This is a genomic window from Aeromonas sp. S2(2024), from assembly GCF_041402505.1.
In the GTDB taxonomy this organism is placed as follows: Bacteria; Pseudomonadota; Gammaproteobacteria; order Enterobacterales; family Aeromonadaceae; genus Aeromonas; species Aeromonas media.
This window is the reverse complement of the sequence record NZ_JBGLRL010000013.1, coordinates 36,897-56,401: the sequence shown is the minus strand read 5'-3', so window position 1 is coordinate 56,401 and position 19,505 is coordinate 36,897. Positions and strand designations below refer to the sequence as shown.

The following is a 19,505-nucleotide window of genomic DNA, read 5'->3' as shown; positions in this document are numbered from 1 at the left end:
TTTCACGTGGAACGCCGTCCGCTGCACAGTACGGCCACCAGACCACAGCCAAGGATCAGCAGACCCAGATCCTGCAAACCGGCGGCCAACGCCAGCCCCAGGCTGAGGAGCAGGTAGTAGGCCAGCCCGAACAGGGCACCGGCGCTGCCTGCCACCTCCCGATAAGCCAGCAAGACCTGACTCAATACGTTGGGGATAGCGATACCGTAGGCCACCACAACGCCCATCATGGGCAGCAGGAACCAGAGCGAACTCTGACTAGCCCACACTGCAGCACCCGCTCCCAGTGCCAGCGATGCGGCCAACTGGATGAGTGAGGCCGGTTGCCACCCTTTGCCCAGCAGGCGCTTGTTCAGCAGGCTGCCGAGCAGGGTCGCCAACGCCAGTACGGCACCGGAATAACCAAACTCGCTGGCACTCCACCCCTGCTCTGCGAACAGAAAAGGCGCCAGGCTGTAGTAACCGAACAGCATGGTATTGAACAGGGCAACCAGCAGGGCGCTGCGCCAGAGTCCGCCATCCCGTACCATCCGGCACGCCAGTGGCCACAGGGCAATACTGGTCGTGGTTTCTGGACGGGTTTCCGGCAACCGCCAACTGGCGATCAACCCCAGAACCAGGGCCAGAACCATCAGTCCGCTGAAGACCCCCAGATAACCAAACTGCTCGGCCAGCAGACCACCACTCACCAGCCCCAGCACGGGGCTGATGGACAGGGCCGCCCCCATCACAGAGAAGACCTTGGCCAAATCACTGCCCTGGTAGCTGTCACGCAGCATGGTCTGGGTCACAACCGATCCCACGGCGGCACCAAAGGCCGAGATGATCCTGGCCAGCAGCAAGGTTTCAAATTCGGTCGCCAGCAACGCCAGCAAGGTACCGAGTCCATAGGTCAACAGACCGGCCAGCATGGCCGGGCGCCGCCCGATCAAATCACAGAGCCTGCCCCAGCAGACCACACCCACGGCAAACGCCAGAAAATAGACCGACAGGGTCTGGGATGCCTGCCCGTCGCTCACCCTGAACTGGGTAGCGATCTGGGTCAGCGCCGGGCTGTAGATGGTCTCCACTATCTGGGGGAACATCATCAATCCCACCACCAGCCAGAGCGGTGGCAACTTGTTGTTCATGACAAACCTCCTTCACAAGAGGTCGTCATTCTAGAGAGATGCCGATTGTCTGATTACAATAAGCAGGACTATATACATCAAGAATCGGACACATGGCCTTTATTCTTCCCGATCACCCTTTCGACCCCGACCGCCTGAATGGCGGCGTGATCGGCATTGCCTCCGCACTGGGTTGGCATGATTCCGGCCAACATGTGCATCAATGCCACCAGCTGCTGTTTGCCCAGGCCGGGTGCATGACGATAGAGCTGGGCAACCAGGTCTATCTGTTGCCACCCAGCCGGGCGGCCTGGCTGCCGGCTGGTGTGCCCCATCAGGTTTTGATGCGCGGTGTGGTGGCCTATCGCTCCCTTTACTTCGCGCCACAGCCAGAGCTGCCAGCCAGTGTGCAGGTGGTGGCAGTCAATCCACTGCTGCGGGAAATCATTGAACGAATGGCGCTCTGGCCATGGAATAAGCCTGAAGCGGAACAGCGCCTGACATTGGCGCTGTTCATGGAGGAGCTGGCGCAAGCACCGCGGGAAACCTGGCAACTGCCACTACCAACGGATGCGCGACTGGGGGCTTGGCTACAGGAGATAAAGCGGGGCAACATCCTGCCCGAGCGGCTCAACCGGCTGGCCGAGCGGGTGGGTGCCAGTGACAAGACCATAGGCCGCATCTTCATGAAGGAGACCGGCATGAACTATCAGGCCTGGCGCCAGCAGTGGCGATTGTTGCGCGCCATGGAGCTGCTGGCCGAGGCCGTGCCCATCAGCCGGATTGCCACTGCGCTGGAGTTTTCCAGCGACAGCGCCTTCATCAGCTTCTTCAAGCAACACACGGGGCAAACTCCCCTGCGTTACCTCAACTCTCGGGGTGAGTCGCATCAGCCGAGCTAGCTTCTACCACCAGGGTATCGAGCGCCAGTGGCTTCAAGTTGCTGAGGGCATCCAGCACCACAGCCCGGGATGCCTGCTGCTGCTGGGCCAGCATCTCCTGCCCCAGTTTGGCGGTATCCAGCTCAGGTCTGAGGTTTTCAATTGCCATGACATTCAGGCTCAGGGTGCTCATTATCAGGGTGGCGATCAGGGTCTTCATCTGGCTTGCTCCGGTATGATTGAGATGACCAGAGAGTTATTCCAATAGTCGTGCCAATTATGTAAGCAATTGATTATGTTTAAGTAAAATAATTTTTGATGCCATTTCAGGCATTACTGACCATCCTATTGGTTATTTTGAAACCCATAAGTGGTTATTTTTACCACATCCATTTTCCGAAGCCCGTTCCACGTGGAACGTCCCATGATTTTGATCGACACCCGCTTTTAAACTGAGCTATGGTGCTAGCTCCCCCGTAACTGACTCTGGATCTGTCACCGAATGGAATTCTCCTTGTTCGGCGAGAAGTTCACTCGCCACGCCGGCATTACCCAACTCATGGATGACCTCAATCAGGGGCTGCTCAATCCGGACGCCATCATGCTGGGAGGCGGCAATCCGGCTCCCATCCCCGCCATGCTGGAACGCTTTCAGACCGAGGCCAAGCAGCTGCTTGACAATGGCGAGCTGATCAAGGCCATGGCCAACTACGATGGCCCGCAAGGCAAGGACAGGTTCACCAAGGCGCTGGCCGCCCTGCTCAAGAGAGAGCTGGGCTGGGACATCTCGGCCCGCAACATAGCCCTGACCAACGGCAGCCAGAATGCCTTCTTCTATCTGTTCAACCTGCTGGCCGGCGAGTTCGCCGATGGCCGCAAGAAGAAGGTGCTCTTCCCCCTGGCCCCCGAATACATCGGCTATGCGGACTCGGCCCTGGCGGAGGATCACTTCGTCGCCTACAAGCCCACCATAGAGAAGCTGGCCGACGGCCAGTTCAAATACCATGTGGATTTCGAGAGCCTGGAGGTGGGCGATGACATCGGAGTGATCTGTGTCTCCCGTCCGACCAACCCCACAGGCAACGTGCTGACCGATGAAGAGATTGAGCATCTGGATCAGATCGCCCGCGACAAGGGGATCCCGCTGCTGCTCGACAACGCCTATGGCGTGCCCTTCCCCGGCATCATCTTCAGCGAGGCCAAGCCGTTCTGGAATGCCAACACCATACTCTGCATGAGCCTCTCCAAGCTGGGCCTGCCGGGCACCCGCTGCGGCATCGTCATCGCCGACGAGAAGATCATCCAGGCCATCACCAACCTGAGTGGCATCATCAACCTGGCACCGGGCAGCCTGGGGCCCGCCATCACCATCCCCATGATAGAGAGCGGCGAGATCATCGCCCTGAGCGAGCAGGTGGTGAAACCCTTCTACAAGCAGAAGGCCGACTTCGCCGTGCAACTGCTGCGAGAAGCCATTCCCGATCCGCGCTTCCACATCCACAAACCGGAAGGCGCCCTCTTCCTCTGGCTCTGGTTCGAAGGCCTGCCGATCCACTGCCAGGCGCTCTACGAGCGGCTGAAGGCGAAGAACCTGCTGATAGTGCCAGGTCACTACTTCTTCCCCGGCATCGACGACCCCGAGTGGCGCCACAGTCAGGAGTGCATCCGCCTCAACTACTCCCAGAGCGAGGAGCTGGTGCGGCGCGGCATCGCCATACTGGCGGACGAAATCAACGCCATTTACCGCGGCAGCTGACTCGCCTGCAGATAAAAGAAAGGCCTGCGATCGCAGGCCTTTCTCGTCTCTGGTGTCAGGCTCCCCGGCCTGACATTCCCGGCTTAGCTCGGCAGCGCCAGCTGATCGGGTTTGCCGATGGGGATGGCGCGGGGCTTGAGTGCCTCCGGCAATTCGCGGGCGAGATCTATGGTCAGCAGACCATGCTCCAGCCTTGCCCCCTGAACCTCCACGTGCTGGCTCAGCTTGAAGGCGAGCTCGAAGTCACGCTCGGCGATCCCTTGATGGAGGAACTGACGCTCGCCAGCCACAGCGGCCTTGCGCCCCTTCACCTTGAGGGTGCCGTTTTCGGTCTCCAGCTCCAGCTCGTCGCGCTCGAAGCCAGCCACGGCAACCGTGATGCGGTAGCCGTCATGCTCCCGCTTCTCGATGTTGTAAGGGGGATAGGCTGCCGCCTTCTGGTCGAACAGGCCTTCCAGCTCGCGGGCCATCCGCTCGAAGCCGACGGCATTGGAAGAGAGGTGAGAAAAATCGAGGTTACGCATAATCCTATCCTTCTAATAAGCAACAGGTTTGACTCTCCACAGGCCCGTCATCGGCACCCGGGAAATGTGAAAATCGCAGTGAGTTCAGGCTGTCAGCCGTTAATCTCTATCTTGCGGGGCTTCATCGCCTCGGGCACTTCACGGGCCAGATCGATGTGCAGCAGACCATTCTTGAGATCGGCCCCTTTCACCCGCACATAGTCGGCCAGCTGGAAGCGACGCTCGAAGCCGCGCTCGGCGATGCCCTGATAGAGATAGTGGCGCTCGGTGTCAGCCTGCTTGTTGCCTTTCACCGTCAGCAGATTTTCCTGGAAGCTCAGCTCCAGCTCTTCCTGGGTAAAGCCCGCCACCGCCATGCTGATGCGGTAGTCGTTGTCACCCAGCTGCTCGATGTTGTAGGGGGGATAACCAGCATTGCCATTGCTGGCTGCAGATTCGATGAGATTGGCCAGACGATCGAAACCAATGGCAGAACGATAGAGCGGAGAAAAGTCGATAGAACGCATAGTATTACCCTCTTGTGAGCGATAACGGATCGTTTGCCCTCCTGATGGACGGGCGCCTGGTCGAAACCTCTGTCGAGCGTTCCGGCCTTGTTACCTATATAGGGGCTCACTTTTTCCTTTCAAGGGATTTTTTTAAGATTTTTTACTTATGAGGCGCTCCATCCTGTTGACCCGATAGTGATGATAATCGACCCATGGGCCACTGATGGCAACGCGCTCCGCCCCCCATAATGGGTTGCATATACACCAGCCAATATGGAACCATCCCATGAAGATTACCCAGGTTCGCAACGCCACCCTGCTGCTCGACTATGCCGGCACCCGCTTTCTGATCGACCCCATGCTCTCAGCCAAGGGTGCCTTCCCCGGCTTTGAGGGCACCGCCAACAGCCAGCTGCGCAATCCACTGGTCGAGCTGCCGCTGCCGATCGATGAGCTTGTCGATGTGGATGCCGTTATTGTCACCCACGATCATCCTGACCACTGGGATGATGCCGCCAGAACGTTGGTCCCCAAGCATCTGCCGCTCTTTGTACAACATCAGAAAGATGCCGATGCCATTCGTGCCAGTGGCTTTGAGGATGTCCGCCTGCTGAGCGAGCAGGCCGAATTTGCCGGTATACACCTGCAGCAGACCGGTGGCCAGCACGGCAGCGATCAACTGATGGCGGTACTGGGCGAGCGCATGGGTGAAGTGTGCGGCGTGGTCTTCTCCCACCCAGATGAGCCGAGTCTCTATCTGGCCGGTGATACAGTCTGGAATGCTCAGGTGAAACAGGCCCTGCAACTGCACCAGCCCGAGGTGATCATCCTCAACTGCGGCGATGCCCAGGTGCCGGGGCTCGGTTCCATCATCATGGGCAAGGAGGATGTCGCCGCCGTATATCAGGCTGCACCACAGGCCACCCTGATCGCCAGCCACATGGAAGCGGTCAACCACGCCGTGCTGTCACGCCAGGAGCTGCGCACCTATCTGACAGATCGAGGCATGACGGATCGGGTACGAGTGCCGGAGGATGGCGAGGCTCTCTCACTGTAACTAACAGGGCCATGCCGAACATCGAGCATGGCCCTTAGGCTTTCGGCTGCAAACGCTTATGATGATTGCTCTGCGCAGAGAGGATGCCAACGCCATGCCTTCCCCCATCGTTGCCGTGGTGACCTTCGATCACTTCAGCCCTTTTCACTGCGCAGTCCCCTGCCTCATTTTCGGCGATATCCTGCCGGGTCAGCCGCTGTTCGAGCTCAGGCTCTGCTGTGGTGACGCCAGCATCCATTCCCATTCGACACAAGGTTTCACCATTCAGGCACCCTATGGGCTGGAGGGGCTGACCGAGGCGGACATCATCGTCATCCCCTTCTGGCACGATCCGGCAGTTCGGCCGCCCGTGGCGCTACTCGATGCCCTGATCGCCGCCAGAGCCAGAGGCGCCCGGCTGGTCGGACTCTGTCTCGGCACCTATGTACTGGCCTATGCCGGCCTGCTGGAGGGACGCAGGGCCTCGACCCATTGGGAGTACGAGCAAGACTTCATGAGCCGCTTTCCCGCCGTGCAACTCGATACCAATGCTCTCTATGTGGATGACGAGGGGTTGGTCACCTCGGCAGGCACCGCGGCCGGATTGGACTGCTGCCTCTATCTGGTGCGGCAGTACTACGGCTCGGCCATCGCCAACAAGGTGGCGCGGCGGCTGGTGATCCCGCCCTACCGGGAAGGAGGTCAGGCCCAGTTTATCGAGCAGCCGGTTCCCGCCTCCACCCGCGATACCAGGATGAACCAGTTGCTCGATCATCTGCGCGCTCATCTGGCCGAACCCCATACCCTGGATACTCTGGCGGCCCATACCCTGATGAGCCGGCGCACCTTTACCCGCCGCTTTCATCAGGCCACTGGTCTTTCGGTAGGTGAATGGCTGCTGGCGGAGCGGCTCAGGCGCAGTCAGGAGTTGCTGGAGGTGAGCGGTCATTCCATTGAGCGTATCGCTGAACTGATTGGCTTCAAGAGCGCCACCTCCCTGCGCAATCACTTCCGGGCACGTTTCGCCGTCTCTCCCAGCGAGTGGCGCCGAGCATTTGGCGGCAACAAGCCATGATGATGCACTTTGTACCCTTTCAACCCGCTATGGCAGGATAACCAAAAATCCCGAGGAGACATCCCATGTCCCGTTCCGAACGCCTGCTGGCCCTGCTCCAGCTACTACGCGGCCACCGCTACGCCATCACAGGCACAGAGCTGGCCAGCCGGCTTGGCATCAGTCTGCGCACCCTCTATCGGGACATCGCTACCCTGCAGGCGCAAGGCGCCCATATCGAGGGAGAACCGGGTATCGGCTATGTACTGCGCCCCGGCTTCATGCTGCCGCCGCTGATGTTCAGCGAGGAGGAATTGGATGCGCTGGTATTGGGGTCGCGCTGGGTGGTCGCCCACGGCGACAGCGCCTTGAGTGCATCGGCCAGCAGTGCGCTGGCCAAGATAGAAGCCGTGTTGCCCGCCGACTATCGCCAGCAGCTCCAAAGCAATGCCCTGCTGATCGGCACCTCTCGCGGCGACAGCCCCGTCGACGAGGCTCCACTGCGCAGCGCCATCCGCCAGCAGCGCAAGGTAACCCTGAGCTATCGGGATCTCAAGGAGGAGAGTTCGGAGCGCACCGTATGGCCCTTTGCCCTCGGCTACTTCGAACAGGTGCGGGTACTGGTCGCCTGGTGCCAGCTGCGCCAGGGCTTTCGTCACTTTCGGGTAGATCGCATCACCTGGATGAAACAGGAAGAGAGCCGCTATCCCAAAAACAGAGAGAGCTTGCTGAAAGCATGGCGCGCCACCCAGCAGATCCCGCAACCCAAATTCATTGCTGACAGAAACTGACAGCAGGTGACGCCATGCTGACGGGGTCGGCGCAGATGCGCCCTCCCCGAAACAAGGAGCGTCACCATGTTGTTAGTCCCACCACTCACCATTCTCTATGTCGCCAATCCGGCGCGCAGCGCCCGCTTCTATCACAAGCTATTCGGCCGCCCGCCGGTAGAGGAGTCCCCCACCTTTGCCATGTTCGCGTTCGAATCGGGAGCAAAACTGGCGCTCTGGTCCAACGCCACCGTCGAACCCGCAGCTACCCAGAGTGCAGGGGCCATGGAGCTGGCCTTCCCGCTGCCCGACGAAACCAGTGTCGATAAGGGCTTGGCCGAATGGCAGGCTCACGGCCTGACCATCATCCAGCAGCCGACCCGGATGGAGTTTGGCTATACCGGCATGGCGCTTGATCCCGATGGCCATCGCCTGCGCCTCTACTGCCTGGCACCGGGACTGGGCTGAGTCGGAATTATCAACACCAAGGTGGTTTCATGTTTCACGTGGAACGTGCTATTTCCCTCTCCCTGAAAACAAAAAAGCCGCTCACAAGGAGCGGCTTTTTACTGTCTGACCGAGTCGATTAGACGTCGAGGTTGGCGACCCGCAGGGCGTTGGTCTCGATAAAGTCACGACGGGGTTCGACCGCATCACCCATCAGGGTGGAGAAGAGCTGGTCAGCACCGACGGCGTCGTCTATGGTGACGCGCAGCATGCGACGGGCTTCCGGATCCATGGTGGTTTCCCACAGCTGATCCGGGTTCATCTCGCCCAGTCCTTTATAACGCTGGATGTAGATGCCACGCTTGCCTTCGCCCATCAGCCAGTCGACGGCTTCCACGAAGTTGGCCACCGGCTTCACCTTCTCGCCACGCTTGATGAAACCGCCATCCTCGATCAGGTTGGCGATCTCCTTGCCCAGGGAGACCAGCTGACGGTATTCACCGGACTGCAGGAAGTCGTAGCTGAGCGGGTATTCGCGGTCGACACCGTGCTGACGTACCACGGCGTGGGGCACGAACAGACTGCGCTCTTCGTCACGACGAACCTGGATCTGGTACTGGATGCCGTGGTTGCTTTCGTTGAGCACGGCTTCCATTCCCTGGCACCAGGCCAGCAGATCGATCTCGCTGGCCAGCAGGGTCTCGTTCAACTCAGGCTGATAGATCAGCTGGGTCAGCACGGCATCCGGGGCGCGGCGGGACATGCGGGTGATCAGGTGAGAGACGGCACGGTGCTGGTTGACCAGACGCTCCAGCGCCTCGCCACCGATAGCCGGGGCAGACTCGTTGACGTGCAGGGTAGCACCGTCCAGCGCCATGGAGGTCTGGTACTGCAGCAGCGCATCTTCGTCTTTCAGATACTGCTCCTGCTTACCCTTCTTGACCTTGTAGAGCGGCGGCTGGGCGATGAAGACGTAGCCACGCTCGATGATCTCCGGCATCTGACGGTAGAAGAAGGTGAGCAGCAGGGTACGAATGTGCGCACCATCGACGTCCGCATCCGTCATGATGATGATGTTGTGGTAGCGCAGCTTGTCCGGGTTGTACTCGTCGCGACCGATACCGCAGCCCAGCGCCGTGATCAGGGTGCCTACCTCTTGCGAGGAGATCATCTTGTCGAAGCGCGCCTTCTCCACGTTCAGGATCTTGCCCTTGAGCGGCAGGATAGCCTGGTTCTTGCGGTTGCGACCCTGCTTGGCGGAGCCGCCAGCAGAGTCCCCTTCCACTATGTAGAGTTCGGAGAGGGCCGGATCTTTCTCCTGGCAGTCAGCCAGCTTGCCGGGCAGACCGGCGATGTCCAGAGCACCCTTGCGGCGAGTCAGTTCGCGGGCCTTGCGGGCCGCTTCACGGGCACGGGCCGCATCGATGATCTTGTTGACCACGATCTTGGCGTCGCCCGGGTTTTCCAGCAGGAAGTCCGCCAACTTCTCGCCCATTGCCTGTTCAACGGCAGTCTTCACTTCGGAAGAAACCAGTTTGTCCTTGGTCTGGGAGGAGAACTTAGGGTCAGGCACCTTGACGGAGATGACCGCAATCAGGCCTTCACGGACGTCGTCGCCACTGGCGGCAGACTTGGCCTTCTTGCTGTAGTCCTCTTTATCCATGTAGGAGTTGAGGGTACGGGTCAGCGCGGTACGGAAGCCCACCAGGTGAGTGCCCCCATCCCGCTGCGGGATGTTGTTGGTGAAGCAGTAGACCCCTTCCTGATAGGCGTCGTTCCACTGCATCGCCACTTCAACGCCGATGCCATCCTGCTCGGTGGTGAAGTGAAACACCTTGGGATGGATCGGGGTCTTGTTCTGGTTCAGGTATTCAACGAACGCCTTGATGCCACCCTCGTAGCAGAAATGCGCCTCGCGGCCATCACGCTCGTCCAGCAGGCGGATGGAGACACCGGAGTTCAGGAAAGAGAGCTCACGCAGGCGCTTGGCCAGGATCTCGTAGTGATACAGGGTATCGGTAAAGATGGTCGGGCTCGGCCAGAAGCGCACTTCGGTGCCGGTGCCGGTGCTGTCGCCAATCTGCTTGAGCGGCGCCTGCGGCTCACCCAGGTGATAGGTCTGCTCGTAGACGTGGCCGTTGCGACGTATGGTCAGCAGCAGCTTGTCAGAGAGGGCGTTCACCACTGAGACACCCACGCCGTGCAGGCCGCCGGATACCTTGTAGGAGTTGTCATCGAATTTGCCGCCGGCGTGAAGCACCGTCATGATGACTTCGGCGGCGGAGCGGCCCTCCTCCTCGTGCATGTCGACCGGGATGCCCCGGCCATTGTCACGCACGGAGACGGAACCGTCGGAATGGATCTTGACCTGAATATCGGAGCAGTAGCCAGCCAGAGCCTCGTCAATGGAGTTATCGACGACCTCGAACACCATGTGGTGCAGGCCCGAGCCATCATCCGTATCGCCGATATACATCCCCGGGCGCTTGCGGACCGCATCCAGGCCCTTCAGCACCTTGATATTCGAGGAGTCGTAAGTATTTTCACTCATAGCTTACTCTCTGCCTTCTCTAACGTTTCGGAGATCTTGCCTTGTTCCACGTGGAACAGCTTGCAGTCACTCGCATCCATCATGTCTGCGAGCTGACCGGTATCGATGGCGGTGATAAACACCTGGGACGCGCACTGCTTCAGCCTTGCGGCCAGCAGGCGACGTTTGTCGACATCCAGTTCAGAGGCAAAATCGTCAATTAAAAAAATACAGCCACGGCTGCTATGTTGATTCAAATAGAGCCCTTGAGCCAGTCGCATGGCACAGACCAGCAACTTCAACTGACCCCTGGACAAAATATCCTGAGCGGGCACCCCGTTCGCCTTGAGCCGCACATCCGCCTTCTGCGGACCGACCCCAGTGTACCCCAGCGAACGATCCCGCTCGAACCCCACCTCCAGCAAGTCGCCGAGGGGAGTCTCTCTCTCCCAGCCCCGATAGAAACCGAGGCTGATGTCGAATTCCGGCAAAAAATCCGCCGTCATCTCCTTGATCAGGGGGGTAATGGCCTGACAATAACTGGCGCGAAACTCCGCCAGTTCACCCCCGAGCCGCACCAGCTCCTGATCCCAGAACGCCAGCTGGCGATACTGGCTGCTCTGGCGCAGCAGCGCATTGCGCTGTTTCAGCAGACGCCGCACCCGTCCCCACAGGGAGAAGAAGGTCGGCTCCTGATGGAAGACGCCCCAGTCCAGCCAGGCCCGGCGAGCCTGGGGCCCGCCGGTCAGCAGGTTGAAGCCATCGGGGTGGATCAACTGCACCGGCAACAGCTCTGCCAGATCGGCCAATCGCTGGGCCTGGGCCCCGGCGATCTTGAGCTGGGTCTCGCCCCCCTTGTCCTTGGCAAGCCCGATGGGCACCTGACGCCCTTCCAGCTCGCACTGGGCAAACAGGGTAAACGCCCTCTCCCCCTGGCGGATAACCCGCCCGGTCAGGTGAGTACGAAAAGAACGACCGAGACCGAGGTAATGGATGGCTTCCAGCACGCTGGTCTTGCCGCTGCCATTGCACCCGACCAGGATATTGAGGCCGGGGGACAGCGCGAGACTGGCGTGCTGGATGTTGCGAAAGTCGCTGAGCTGGAGTTTGACCAGGGACACGACTAGATCCGCATCGGCATCACCACATACTGGGCATCTTGGCTGTCAAAATCCTCAATAATGGCACTGCTGATGGAATCACTCAGGCTGATCCGGATTTGGTCACATTTTAACGTATTCAGCACGTCCAGCACATAGGAGACGTTGAAGCCGATCTCCATCTCGCCAGCGGCATATTGTACGTCAAGCAACTCCTCGGCTTCTTCCTGTTCCGGGTTGTTGGCGGTGATGCGCAGCAGGTTTTCCTGCAGATTGAGACGCACCCCACGGAATTTCTCGTTGGAGAGGATGGCGGCACGGGCGAAGGCCTGGCGCAGATCCTCACGACCGGCGATCAGGGCCTTGTCGCTCCCCCGGGGAATGACACGACGCCAGTCAGGGAAGCGGCCATCCACCAGCTTGGAGGTGAAGATGAAGCCATCTAGGGCGGCACGCAGGTTGCTGCGACCGACCTGCAAGCGCACCGGCTTGTCTTCCGCCTCCAGGAGGCGCACCAGCTCCAGCACACCCTTGCGGGGCAGGATGACCTGATGATCGGGCAGCGATTCCCCGACCACTTCACGGCGGCAGGTGGCCAGGCGGTGACCGTCGGTGGCGACGGTGCGCAGGCCATGGCCTTCGCTCTCGAACAGCATGCCGTTCAGGTAGTAACGCACATCCTGGCTGGCCATGGAGAACTGGGTCGCATCGATCAGTTTCTTCAGCTCCAGCTGACTGATGTCGAACTCGAGCACGGATTCCCAGTCCTCGATGTTCGGGTACTCGGTCGCCGGCAGGGTCGAGAGATTGAAGCGGGAGCGGCCGGAACGGATTATCAACCGCTCGCCTTCGGTGTTGAGACGGATATCCGCCCCTTCCGGCAGGCCGCGGCAGATATCCAGCAACTTGCGGGCCGGCACTGTGGTACGCCCATCCTGGCTGTCGCTGCTGAGATAGACCTGGCCTATCATCTCCACCTCGAGATCTGTCCCGGTCAGCGACAGCAGGCCATTGCTGACATCGAGCAGGACGTTGCCGAGGATGGGCAGGGTCGGCCGGCCACCCAGGGCACCGGACACCAGTTGCAGAGGACGTAACAGGGCCTCACGGCTAATTTCGAGCTGCATCTGTGCTCTCCGTTGTGATTAGGAGGAAAATTTTTGGATCAGGTTGGAATATTCGAGCCCCATCTGTCCACTCCGTTCCGTTATCAGGACGAAAGGGTACGGATCAGGTTGGAATAGTCTTCCTTGATGTCGTGACTCTCCTCCTTCAGCTGCTCGATCTTGCGGCAGGCATGAAGAACGGTCGTGTGGTCACGGCCACCAAAGGCATCCCCTATCTCCGGCAAACTGTGGTTGGTCAGCTCCTTGGCCAGGGCCATCGCCAGCTGACGCGGGCGGGCAACGGAACGGGAACGACGCTTGGACAGCAGATCCGCCAGCTTGATCTTGTAGTACTCCGCCACCGTCTTCTGGATGTTGTCGATGGTGACCAGCTTCTCCTGCAAGGCCAGCAGGTCGCGCAGCGCCTCGCGCACGAAGTCGATGTTGATGGCACGGCCGGTGAAGTTGGCGTTGGCGATTACCCGGTTGAGGGCGCCTTCCAGTTCACGGACGTTGGAGCGCAGCCGCTTGGCGATGAAGAAGGCCACTTCGTCCGGCAGATGGATCTGGTTCTCGTCCGCCTTGCGCATCAGGATGGCGACGCGGGTCTCCAGCTCGGGCGGTTCGATCGCCACCGTCAGGCCCCAGCCGAAGCGGGACTTGAGGCGATCCTCGACACCGTTGATCTCCTTCGGATAACGATCCGAGGTCAGGATGATCTGCTGGTTACCTTCGAGCAGGGCGTTGAAGGTATGGAAGAACTCCTCCTGGGAGCGCTCCTTGTTGGCGAAGAACTGGATGTCATCGATGAGCAGGGCATCGACGCTACGGTAATAACGCTTGAACTCTTCAATGGCGTTATTCTGCAGCGCCTTCACCATGTCCTGCACGAACCGTTCGGAGTGCATGTAGATGACTTTGGCGTCTTTCTTGCGTTCCTTGATGGCGTTGCCAACGGCGTGCAGCAAGTGGGTCTTGCCCAGACCGGTGCCCCCATAGAGGAACAGCGGGTTGTAAGCGCCACCCGGATTGTCGGCCACCTGACGGGCCGCCGCTCGGGCCAACTGGTTGGACTTACCTTCGACGAAATTCTCGAAGGTGTAGTTCACGTTGGTGTTGCTCTTGTGGTTCGGCTCGGGCTTGGTTTCAGCCTTGCTTTCCCAGCTCTTGTGAGAGTTATTCACAGGATCGACACCGCGCGCCGGCGCTCTTGCGACCGCGACGGGATGGGGACGATTACCGATGTCAAAACGCAGGGTGGGAGCATCGGCTCCGCACAGCTCGTTGATGATGCCATTGACCCGGAGCAGGTACTTGTCGCGTACCCAGTCCAGAACGAAGCGATTCGGTGCATACAGGGTCAGAGTATTGTCACTCAACTCCGCTTGAAGCGGCCGGATCCACATGCTGAATTCTGCCGAGGGCAACTCATCTTGCAGCCGGTTAAGGCACTGCTGCCATAGCGAAGCAGTCACTCTAGACTCCCGTCAATTGATTAAGTAAAGACCGGCTATTCTACGTTTTTAGTGGCTGGATCTCCAGTTGCCGCCGCACGGATCCAGCAAATAAGATCCTTGACTTTCAAGGATCCAACGCCCCAGGATCTGATTTCATCCCCAAAGTTACCCACAGCCACCGACCGGTGATGTGGACAGAATGAGAGCCTGCTGCTGCGGTTATTTTATATAACCAAATATCATTTATTCTTTATATTTTATTCCAATAACATCAGCGCCAACCCGTGATTACAACTAAAAATACAGAACTACAGAGAGAGGAATCCCCATGAAAACCACCATCAAGCTGATTTCCGGCGCCGCCATTCTGCTGGCCAGCCTGTCCGGCCAGGCCATCGCCCAGGAAACCATCAAGGTCGGCATGTCCGGCAAGTATTTCCCGTTCACCTTCGTCAAGCAGGACAAGCTGCAGGGCTTCGAGGTGGACATGTGGAACCAGATCGGTGAGCGCACCGGTTACAAGGTCGAGTTCGTCACCGCCAGCTTCTCCGGCCTGTTCGGCATGCTGGAAACCGGTCGCGTCGATACCATCTCCAACCAGATCACCATCACCGATGAGCGCAAGGCCAAGTACGCCTTCTCCCAGCCCTACGTCTATGACGGCGCCCAGATAGTAGTGCGCAAGGGCAACAGCACCATCCACGGTCTCAAGGATCTGGAAGGCAAGACAGTCGCGGTGAACCTGGGCTCCAACTTCGAAGAGCTGCTGCGCAAGAACGACCCCAACAAGAAGATCGACATCCGTACCTATGACTCCAGCTTCGAGCAGGACGTCGCCTTGGGTCGCATCGATGCCTTCGTGATGGACCGCGTCTCCACCGCCCAGCTGATCAAAGAGTCCAAGCTGCCGCTGCAACAGGCTGGCGCACCGTTCGAAACTATCGAGAACGCCCTGCCCTTCCTGAAGACCCCGGAAAAACAGGCAGTGCTGAAGAAGGTCGACGAGGCGCTGACCGCCATGCGCAAAGACGGCTCCCTGACCAAGATCTCGGAAAAATGGTTCGCAGCGGACATCACCAGCAAATAAATGATGGAATTTGATCTCGAGTACACGCTAGGGCTGTTTCCCATCCTGCTCAAATACCTGGGCACCACGATGGAAATGGCCCTGTGGGGATTCGTATTGGCACTCGTACTGTCGCTGATCCTGGCGATAGTACGAGTGTTTCGCGTTCCCGCAATTCACTGGCTGGCGATGCTGTATATCTCGTTCTTCCGGGGGACCCCCCTGCTCGTCCAGCTGTTCCTGCTCTACTACGGGCTGCCGCAGCTGTTTCCGATCTTCGTGGGAATGGATGCCTTTACCGCCGCCATCATAGGTCTGACCCTGCACTTCGCCGCCTACATGGCCGAGTCGATCCGGGCCGCCATTCTCGGCATCCACAAGAGCCAGATGGAAGCCGCTCTCAGCATCGGCATGAGCCGGCTGCAGGCGATGCAACGGATCATACTGCCGCAAGCTGCCCGCATCGCGACACCATCGTTGATGAACTACTTCATCGACATGATCAAGAGCACCTCACTGGCGTTTACCCTGGGAGTGGCGGAGATAATGGGCAAGGCGCAGATGGAAGCGGCCTCCTCCTTCAAGTTCTTCGAGAGCTTCATGGCGGTGGCCCTGGTCTACTGGGTGGTAGTCATCTTCTTCACCCGCTTGCAGCACCTGCTGGAAGTACGCCTCAATCGTGCTTACTAAGAGGATGCCAGCGATGATGAACACGCCATTACCCATTTGCGGCACAGGCTGGAAGTACCTCTCAACGGCCGCGCCTATTAAAGGAGACCTGTCATGATCAAGTTAACGGGTCTTTCCAAGACCTATGACGGCAATCAGGTATTGAACGGCATCGATCTGGAGGTGAAGAAGGGTGACATTGTCGTCATCATCGGTCCCTCTGGCACCGGCAAGTCAACCCTGCTGCGCTGCCTCAACCTGCTGGAGACTCCGGATGCAGGCACCCTTGCCATCGATGATCTGCAGCTGGATCTGGCCCATGCCAGCGAGCAGCAGGCCATTGAGCTGCGCAAGCGCGCCTCCTTCGTGTTCCAGAACTATGCCCTGTTTGCCAACAAGACGGCGCTGGACAACATAGCCGAGGGGCTGATCACCGTCTGGAAACAGCCGAAGGCGGAGGCTCGTGCCACCGCCCTTGGCATCCTCAAGGACATCGGCCTCGCCGACAAGCAGGACGCCTACCCGGCGTCACTGTCCGGCGGCCAGCAGCAGCGGGTCGGCATAGGCCGCGCCATGGCGGCTCACTCCAAGGTCATCCTGTTCGATGAGCCCACCTCGGCCCTGGATCCCGAATGGGTCGACGAGGTACTGGGGCTGATGAAGGAGCTCGCCCGCCAGCATCAGACCATGGTGGTGGTGACCCACGAGATCGAGTTTGCACGTGATGTCGCCGACCGGGTGATCTTCATGGAGGGGGGCCGGATCGTCGAACAGGGCCCACCGGATCAGATATTGGTCGATCCGCAGGATCCCCGTACCCGGGAGTTCCTGCGGAAAGTGCTGAAATAGCTCTCTCTTTGGCGGCCTGGCCGCCTTTTTTCTTGGTGGATCCTTGTTTAACCCGGGGTTGCCAGTATAATTCGGGGCCCTTGATCCTCTGGATCCTGCCAGCTTCTCCTGCTTATTGTTGAGCCAGAAGAAGATGAGAGGGAACGGCGGATTGACGAGAAGCCGAACTCTGTTTAGAATTCGGCCTCTTTTGCTAGTCGTCACACGCTATAGCTGGCGCGTCGGCTAAGTGTGACAATCAAAACTGTACAGAAATACGGAATCGAATCATGAAACGTACTTTTCAACCGTCCAACCTGAAGCGCAAGCGCTCTCACGGTTTCCGCGCTCGCATGGCTACCGCCAACGGCCGCAAAGTTCTGGCCGCTCGTCGTGCCAAGGGTCGTGCCCGCCTGGTAGTCTAATGCCTACCCAGCACACCTTCTCTCGGGAGTTACGTCTGTTAACTCCCGAACACTTCAAACGCGTTTTCGCCGAGCCTGTCCGGGCCGCTTCTCCGCAAATTACGCTTCTTGCTTGCCCCAATTACCTCGAACACCCCCGTCTTGGCCTAGCTGTGCCCAAAAAAGCACTCAAGCGTGCCGTCTGGCGTAACCGTGTCAAACGAGTGGTACGGGAGAGCTTCCGTCTCAATCAAGCCAATCTGCCCGCTATCGACATCGTCGTCATAGCCAAGGGTGGCGTGAAGGAGATGGACAACGAAGAGCTGTTCAAGTTACTGGAAAAGCTATGGCGCACTCTGTCACGCCGTTGCAATGGGTAGCTATCAAACTGATACGCCTGTATCAGCTAATCATTAGTCCCCTGCTCGGGCCGCGCTGCCGTTTCACCCCGACTTGTTCCCAATTTGCGATAGAAGCAATCCGACTTCACGGTTTCATAAAAGGCGTTTGGTTAGCCAGCAAACGTCTATTAAAATGCCATCCCTTATCCGAGGGTGGTTATGACCCGGTTCCGCAACCAAAGCGAAGAAACTGAAGACTATGGAATCACAACGCAATTTACTCCTGATCGGTTTGCTGTTCGTGAGCTTCTTGCTCTGGCAACAGTGGGAGTCCGACAAGGCTCCGAAGCCGGCCCCGACTACCGTGGCCCAAACCGAACATTTCGTACCTGAAGCCGGTCAGACCGGTGATATTCCTCAGGTTTCCGAGCAAGCCAACGCCACCACCGCACGCAAGCTGGTCACCGTCTCCTCCGACGTGCTCAAGCTGACCCTGGATACCCAGGGCGGTGACATCGTCTCTGCCGAACTGCTGGCCCACAAGCTGGAAGAAGGCAAGGAACAGCCATTCACCCTGCTGACAAGCCAGCCTGCGCACCTCTATGTTGCCCAGAGTGGTCTGGTGGGTCGCGATGGCCCGGACAGCCAGCCCCAGGGTCGTCCCACCTATGAAGCCGCCCAGACCAGCTACCAGCTGGCCGACGGTCAGGATCAAGTCGTCGTACCGATGACCTGGACCGACAGCAAGGGCGTGGTCTTCACCAAGGAGTTCGTGCTCAAGCGCGGTGACTACGCCATCGGCGTCGATTACAAGATCGACAACAAGTCTGCCGAGCCGGTTCAGGTGCAGTTCTATGGTCAGCTGAAGCAGACCGTGACCACGCCGAAGGACCAGGAAGGTCATGCCATGGTGGCCAGCGCCTACCGTGGTGGTGCCTTCTCCAGCGAAGATACCCGCTACAAGAAGTACACCTTTGACGAGATGAAGGATGCCGACCTGAACAAGACCACCAAGGGTGGTTGGGTCGCCATGCTGCAACACTACTTCGTCTCTGCCTGGGCACCGAATGCCGAGGACACCAACAGCTTCTACAGCCGCGTGATCCCGGGTAAAGACCAGGCCATCATAGGCTACAAGGCGCCGCTGGTTGATGTGGCTGCCGGTCAGCAGGCCGAAGTAAGCGGCAAGCTGTGGGTCGGTCCCAAGTTGCAGGATCAGATGGCCAAGGTGGCAAACCACCTGGACCTGACCGTCGACTACGGCTGGCTCTGGTTCATCGCCCAACCGCTGCACTGGCTGCTGACCGTGTTCCACGGTTTCGTCCAGAACTGGGGTGTAGCCATCATCATGCTGACCCTGCTGGTTCGCGGCATCATGTTCCCGCTGACCAAGGCCCAGTACACCTCCATGGCCAAGATGCGCATGCTGCAGCCCAAGCTGGCGGCGCTCAAGGAACGCTTCGGTGACGATCGCCAGAAGATGTCCCAGGGCATGATGGAGCTGTACAAGAAGGAGAAGGTCAACCCGCTGGGTGGCTGTCTGCCGATCCTGGTGCAGATGCCCATCTTCATCGCCCTGTACTGGGCACTGATGGAGTCTGTCGAGCTGCGTCACGCGCCGTTCGCCCTGTGGATCACCGACCTGTCGGTGAAGGACCCCTTCTTCGTGCTGCCAATCCTCATGGGTGCCTCCATGTGGTATCTGCAGAAGATGAGCCCGACCACCATTACCGACCCGATGCAGCAGAAGGTGATGCAGTTCATGCCGATCATCTTCACCTTCATGTTCCTCTGGTTCCCGGCAGGTCTGACCCTGTACTGGCTGGTGAGCAACGTCATCTCCATCACCCAGCAGACCATCATCTATCGTCAGCTGGAAAAGAAAGGCCTGCATACCCGCAGCTAATCGTTCCCGATGGCAAGATGGATGACAAAAGAG

General features: G+C 59.1%; 21 protein-coding genes. 13 read left to right on the top strand and 8 right to left on the bottom strand.

What is annotated here, in order from left to right; translation table 11 throughout:
• Nucleotides 1–2: 2 nt before the first annotated feature.
• A complete protein-coding gene (locus tag ACB039_RS14075; protein ID WP_182787082.1) occupies nt 3–1,130 on the bottom strand; it encodes a multidrug effflux MFS transporter in 1,128 nt (375 codons plus the stop codon).
• A gap of 92 nt (nt 1,131–1,222) precedes the next feature.
• On the opposite strand from ACB039_RS14075, the gene ACB039_RS14070 reads away from it, so the two are divergent.
• Nucleotides 1,223–2,011, top strand: a complete 789-nt coding sequence (locus ACB039_RS14070; protein ID WP_139751709.1) for a helix-turn-helix transcriptional regulator — start codon at nt 1,223–1,225, stop codon at nt 2,009–2,011.
• On the opposite strand, the gene ACB039_RS14065 is transcribed toward ACB039_RS14070, so the two are convergent.
• Complete coding sequence (locus ACB039_RS14065) at nt 1,977–2,210, bottom strand: hypothetical protein (protein ID WP_005326321.1); 234 nt, start codon at nt 2,208–2,210, stop codon at nt 1,977–1,979. The two genes, ACB039_RS14070 and ACB039_RS14065, sit on opposite strands and share 35 nt — an antisense overlap.
• A 282-nt stretch (nt 2,211–2,492) precedes the next feature.
• Between ACB039_RS14065 and ACB039_RS14060 the strand changes: the two genes are divergently transcribed.
• Nucleotides 2,493–3,746 carry a valine--pyruvate transaminase gene (locus ACB039_RS14060; protein WP_043132726.1) on the top strand — a complete coding sequence of 418 codons (1,254 nt, stop codon included), beginning with the start codon at nt 2,493–2,495 and terminating at the stop codon, nt 3,744–3,746.
• A gap of 83 nt (nt 3,747–3,829) precedes the next feature.
• Here the strand turns inward: ACB039_RS14060 and ACB039_RS14055 are convergent, their stop codons facing one another.
• On the bottom strand, nt 3,830–4,270 hold the full coding sequence (locus ACB039_RS14055) for an Hsp20 family protein (RefSeq protein ID WP_139751710.1): 441 nt from the start codon (nt 4,268–4,270) through the stop codon (nt 3,830–3,832).
• 92 nt (nt 4,271–4,362) lie between these two features.
• Nucleotides 4,363–4,776: an Hsp20 family protein gene (locus tag ACB039_RS14050; RefSeq protein WP_025325189.1), complete on the bottom strand. Its 414-nt coding sequence runs from the start codon at nt 4,774–4,776 to the stop codon at nt 4,363–4,365.
• 268 nt (nt 4,777–5,044) lie between these two features.
• On the opposite strand from ACB039_RS14050, the gene ACB039_RS14045 reads away from it, so the two are divergent.
• The 4 genes from ACB039_RS14045 (at nt 5,045) to ACB039_RS14030 (ending at nt 8,086) form a co-directional block, all read left to right on the top strand.
• Nucleotides 5,045–5,815, top strand: a complete 771-nt coding sequence (locus ACB039_RS14045; protein ID WP_139751711.1) for an MBL fold metallo-hydrolase — start codon at nt 5,045–5,047, stop codon at nt 5,813–5,815.
• Between the two features lie 94 nt (nt 5,816–5,909).
• The gene (locus ACB039_RS14040; RefSeq protein WP_218410708.1) at nt 5,910–6,869 is read left to right on the top strand and encodes a helix-turn-helix domain-containing protein; all 960 of its coding nucleotides are present in this window, start codon (nt 5,910–5,912) and stop codon (nt 6,867–6,869) included.
• Nucleotides 6,870–6,934: 65 nt separating this feature from the next.
• Entirely contained in the window at nt 6,935–7,639 is a 705-nt protein-coding gene (locus tag ACB039_RS14035) for a YafY family protein (protein WP_042650675.1), read from the top strand.
• Nucleotides 7,640–7,708: 69 nt separating this feature from the next.
• Entirely contained in the window at nt 7,709–8,086 is a 378-nt protein-coding gene (locus tag ACB039_RS14030) for a VOC family protein (protein ID WP_333563616.1), read from the top strand.
• 118 nt (nt 8,087–8,204) lie between these two features.
• Here the strand turns inward: ACB039_RS14030 and gyrB are convergent, their stop codons facing one another.
• The 4 genes from gyrB to dnaA form a co-directional block, all read right to left on the bottom strand.
• Nucleotides 8,205–10,616, bottom strand: a complete 2,412-nt coding sequence (gene gyrB, locus ACB039_RS14025) for a DNA topoisomerase (ATP-hydrolyzing) subunit B (RefSeq protein ID WP_371165901.1) — start codon at nt 10,614–10,616, stop codon at nt 8,205–8,207.
• Complete coding sequence (recF, locus tag ACB039_RS14020; RefSeq protein ID WP_371165900.1) at nt 10,613–11,716, bottom strand: DNA replication/repair protein RecF; 1,104 nt, start codon at nt 11,714–11,716, stop codon at nt 10,613–10,615. The genes gyrB and recF overlap by 4 nt, the downstream gene beginning before the upstream one ends.
• Before the next feature lie 2 nt (nt 11,717–11,718).
• Nucleotides 11,719–12,822, bottom strand: a complete 1,104-nt coding sequence (gene dnaN / locus ACB039_RS14015; protein WP_005326306.1) for a DNA polymerase III subunit beta — start codon at nt 12,820–12,822, stop codon at nt 11,719–11,721.
• 83 nt (nt 12,823–12,905) lie between these two features.
• Complete coding sequence (gene dnaA / locus ACB039_RS14010; RefSeq protein ID WP_041206622.1) at nt 12,906–14,276, bottom strand: chromosomal replication initiator protein DnaA; 1,371 nt, start codon at nt 14,274–14,276, stop codon at nt 12,906–12,908.
• Nucleotides 14,277–14,586: 310 nt separating this feature from the next.
• Between dnaA and ACB039_RS14005 the strand changes: the two genes are divergently transcribed.
• The 7 genes from ACB039_RS14005 to yidC all read left to right on the top strand — a co-directional run bounded on the left by ACB039_RS14005 (nt 14,587) and on the right by yidC (nt 19,472).
• A complete protein-coding gene (locus ACB039_RS14005) occupies nt 14,587–15,345 on the top strand; it encodes an amino acid ABC transporter substrate-binding protein (RefSeq protein ID WP_042650677.1) in 759 nt (252 codons plus the stop codon).
• On the top strand, nt 15,346–16,014 hold the full coding sequence (locus ACB039_RS14000) for an amino acid ABC transporter permease (RefSeq protein WP_082030189.1): 669 nt from the start codon (nt 15,346–15,348) through the stop codon (nt 16,012–16,014). It begins immediately after the preceding gene.
• A gap of 93 nt (nt 16,015–16,107) precedes the next feature.
• A complete protein-coding gene (locus ACB039_RS13995; protein WP_371165899.1) occupies nt 16,108–16,842 on the top strand; it encodes an amino acid ABC transporter ATP-binding protein in 735 nt (244 codons plus the stop codon).
• A 269-nt stretch (nt 16,843–17,111) separates the two neighbouring features.
• Complete coding sequence (gene rpmH / locus ACB039_RS13990; RefSeq protein WP_005307156.1) at nt 17,112–17,246, top strand: 50S ribosomal protein L34; 135 nt, start codon at nt 17,112–17,114, stop codon at nt 17,244–17,246.
• A complete protein-coding gene (rnpA, locus tag ACB039_RS13985) occupies nt 17,246–17,605 on the top strand; it encodes a ribonuclease P protein component (RefSeq protein ID WP_371165898.1) in 360 nt (119 codons plus the stop codon). The genes rpmH and rnpA overlap by 1 nt, the downstream gene beginning before the upstream one ends.
• Nucleotides 17,572–17,820, top strand: a complete 249-nt coding sequence (gene yidD / locus ACB039_RS13980; protein WP_010672280.1) for a membrane protein insertion efficiency factor YidD — start codon at nt 17,572–17,574, stop codon at nt 17,818–17,820. The genes rnpA and yidD overlap by 34 nt, the downstream gene beginning before the upstream one ends.
• A 5-nt stretch (nt 17,821–17,825) precedes the next feature.
• Nucleotides 17,826–19,472 (top strand): membrane protein insertase YidC, encoded by a 1,647-nt coding sequence (yidC, locus tag ACB039_RS13975; protein WP_041206623.1) that lies wholly within the window; start codon nt 17,826–17,828, stop codon nt 19,470–19,472.
• Nucleotides 19,473–19,505: the final 33 nt, after the last annotated feature.

What these genes read in the sequence shown, in the direction of transcription:
- ACB039_RS13995 (WP_371165899.1), top strand. Translation starts at nt 16,108, where the DNA reads ATGATCAAGTTAACGGGTCTTTCCAAGACCTATGACGGCAATCAGGTA.
- ACB039_RS14040 (WP_218410708.1), top strand. Translation starts at nt 5,910, where the DNA reads ATGCCTTCCCCCATCGTTGCCGTGGTGACCTTCGATCACTTCAGCCCT.
- ACB039_RS14070 (WP_139751709.1), top strand. Translation starts at nt 1,223, where the DNA reads ATGGCCTTTATTCTTCCCGATCACCCTTTCGACCCCGACCGCCTGAAT.
- rpmH (WP_005307156.1), top strand. Translation starts at nt 17,112, where the DNA reads ATGAAACGTACTTTTCAACCGTCCAACCTGAAGCGCAAGCGCTCTCAC.
- dnaN (WP_005326306.1), bottom strand. Translation starts at nt 12,822, where the DNA reads ATGCAGCTCGAAATTAGCCGTGAGGCCCTGTTACGTCCTCTGCAACTG.
- ACB039_RS14055 (WP_139751710.1), bottom strand. Translation starts at nt 4,270, where the DNA reads ATGCGTAACCTCGATTTTTCTCACCTCTCTTCCAATGCCGTCGGCTTC.
- gyrB (WP_371165901.1), bottom strand. Translation starts at nt 10,616, where the DNA reads ATGAGTGAAAATACTTACGACTCCTCGAATATCAAGGTGCTGAAGGGC.
- ACB039_RS14075 (WP_182787082.1), bottom strand. Translation starts at nt 1,130, where the DNA reads ATGAACAACAAGTTGCCACCGCTCTGGCTGGTGGTGGGATTGATGATG.
- ACB039_RS14000 (WP_082030189.1), top strand. Translation starts at nt 15,346, where the DNA reads ATGATGGAATTTGATCTCGAGTACACGCTAGGGCTGTTTCCCATCCTG.
- yidD (WP_010672280.1), top strand. Translation starts at nt 17,572, where the DNA reads ATGGCGCACTCTGTCACGCCGTTGCAATGGGTAGCTATCAAACTGATA.
- ACB039_RS14065 (WP_005326321.1), bottom strand. Translation starts at nt 2,210, where the DNA reads ATGAAGACCCTGATCGCCACCCTGATAATGAGCACCCTGAGCCTGAAT.
- ACB039_RS14005 (WP_042650677.1), top strand. Translation starts at nt 14,587, where the DNA reads ATGAAAACCACCATCAAGCTGATTTCCGGCGCCGCCATTCTGCTGGCC.
- ACB039_RS14045 (WP_139751711.1), top strand. Translation starts at nt 5,045, where the DNA reads ATGAAGATTACCCAGGTTCGCAACGCCACCCTGCTGCTCGACTATGCC.
- rnpA (WP_371165898.1), top strand. Translation starts at nt 17,246, where the DNA reads ATGCCTACCCAGCACACCTTCTCTCGGGAGTTACGTCTGTTAACTCCC.
- ACB039_RS14060 (WP_043132726.1), top strand. Translation starts at nt 2,493, where the DNA reads ATGGAATTCTCCTTGTTCGGCGAGAAGTTCACTCGCCACGCCGGCATT.
- yidC (WP_041206623.1), top strand. Translation starts at nt 17,826, where the DNA reads ATGGAATCACAACGCAATTTACTCCTGATCGGTTTGCTGTTCGTGAGC.
- ACB039_RS14035 (WP_042650675.1), top strand. Translation starts at nt 6,935, where the DNA reads ATGTCCCGTTCCGAACGCCTGCTGGCCCTGCTCCAGCTACTACGCGGC.
- ACB039_RS14050 (WP_025325189.1), bottom strand. Translation starts at nt 4,776, where the DNA reads ATGCGTTCTATCGACTTTTCTCCGCTCTATCGTTCTGCCATTGGTTTC.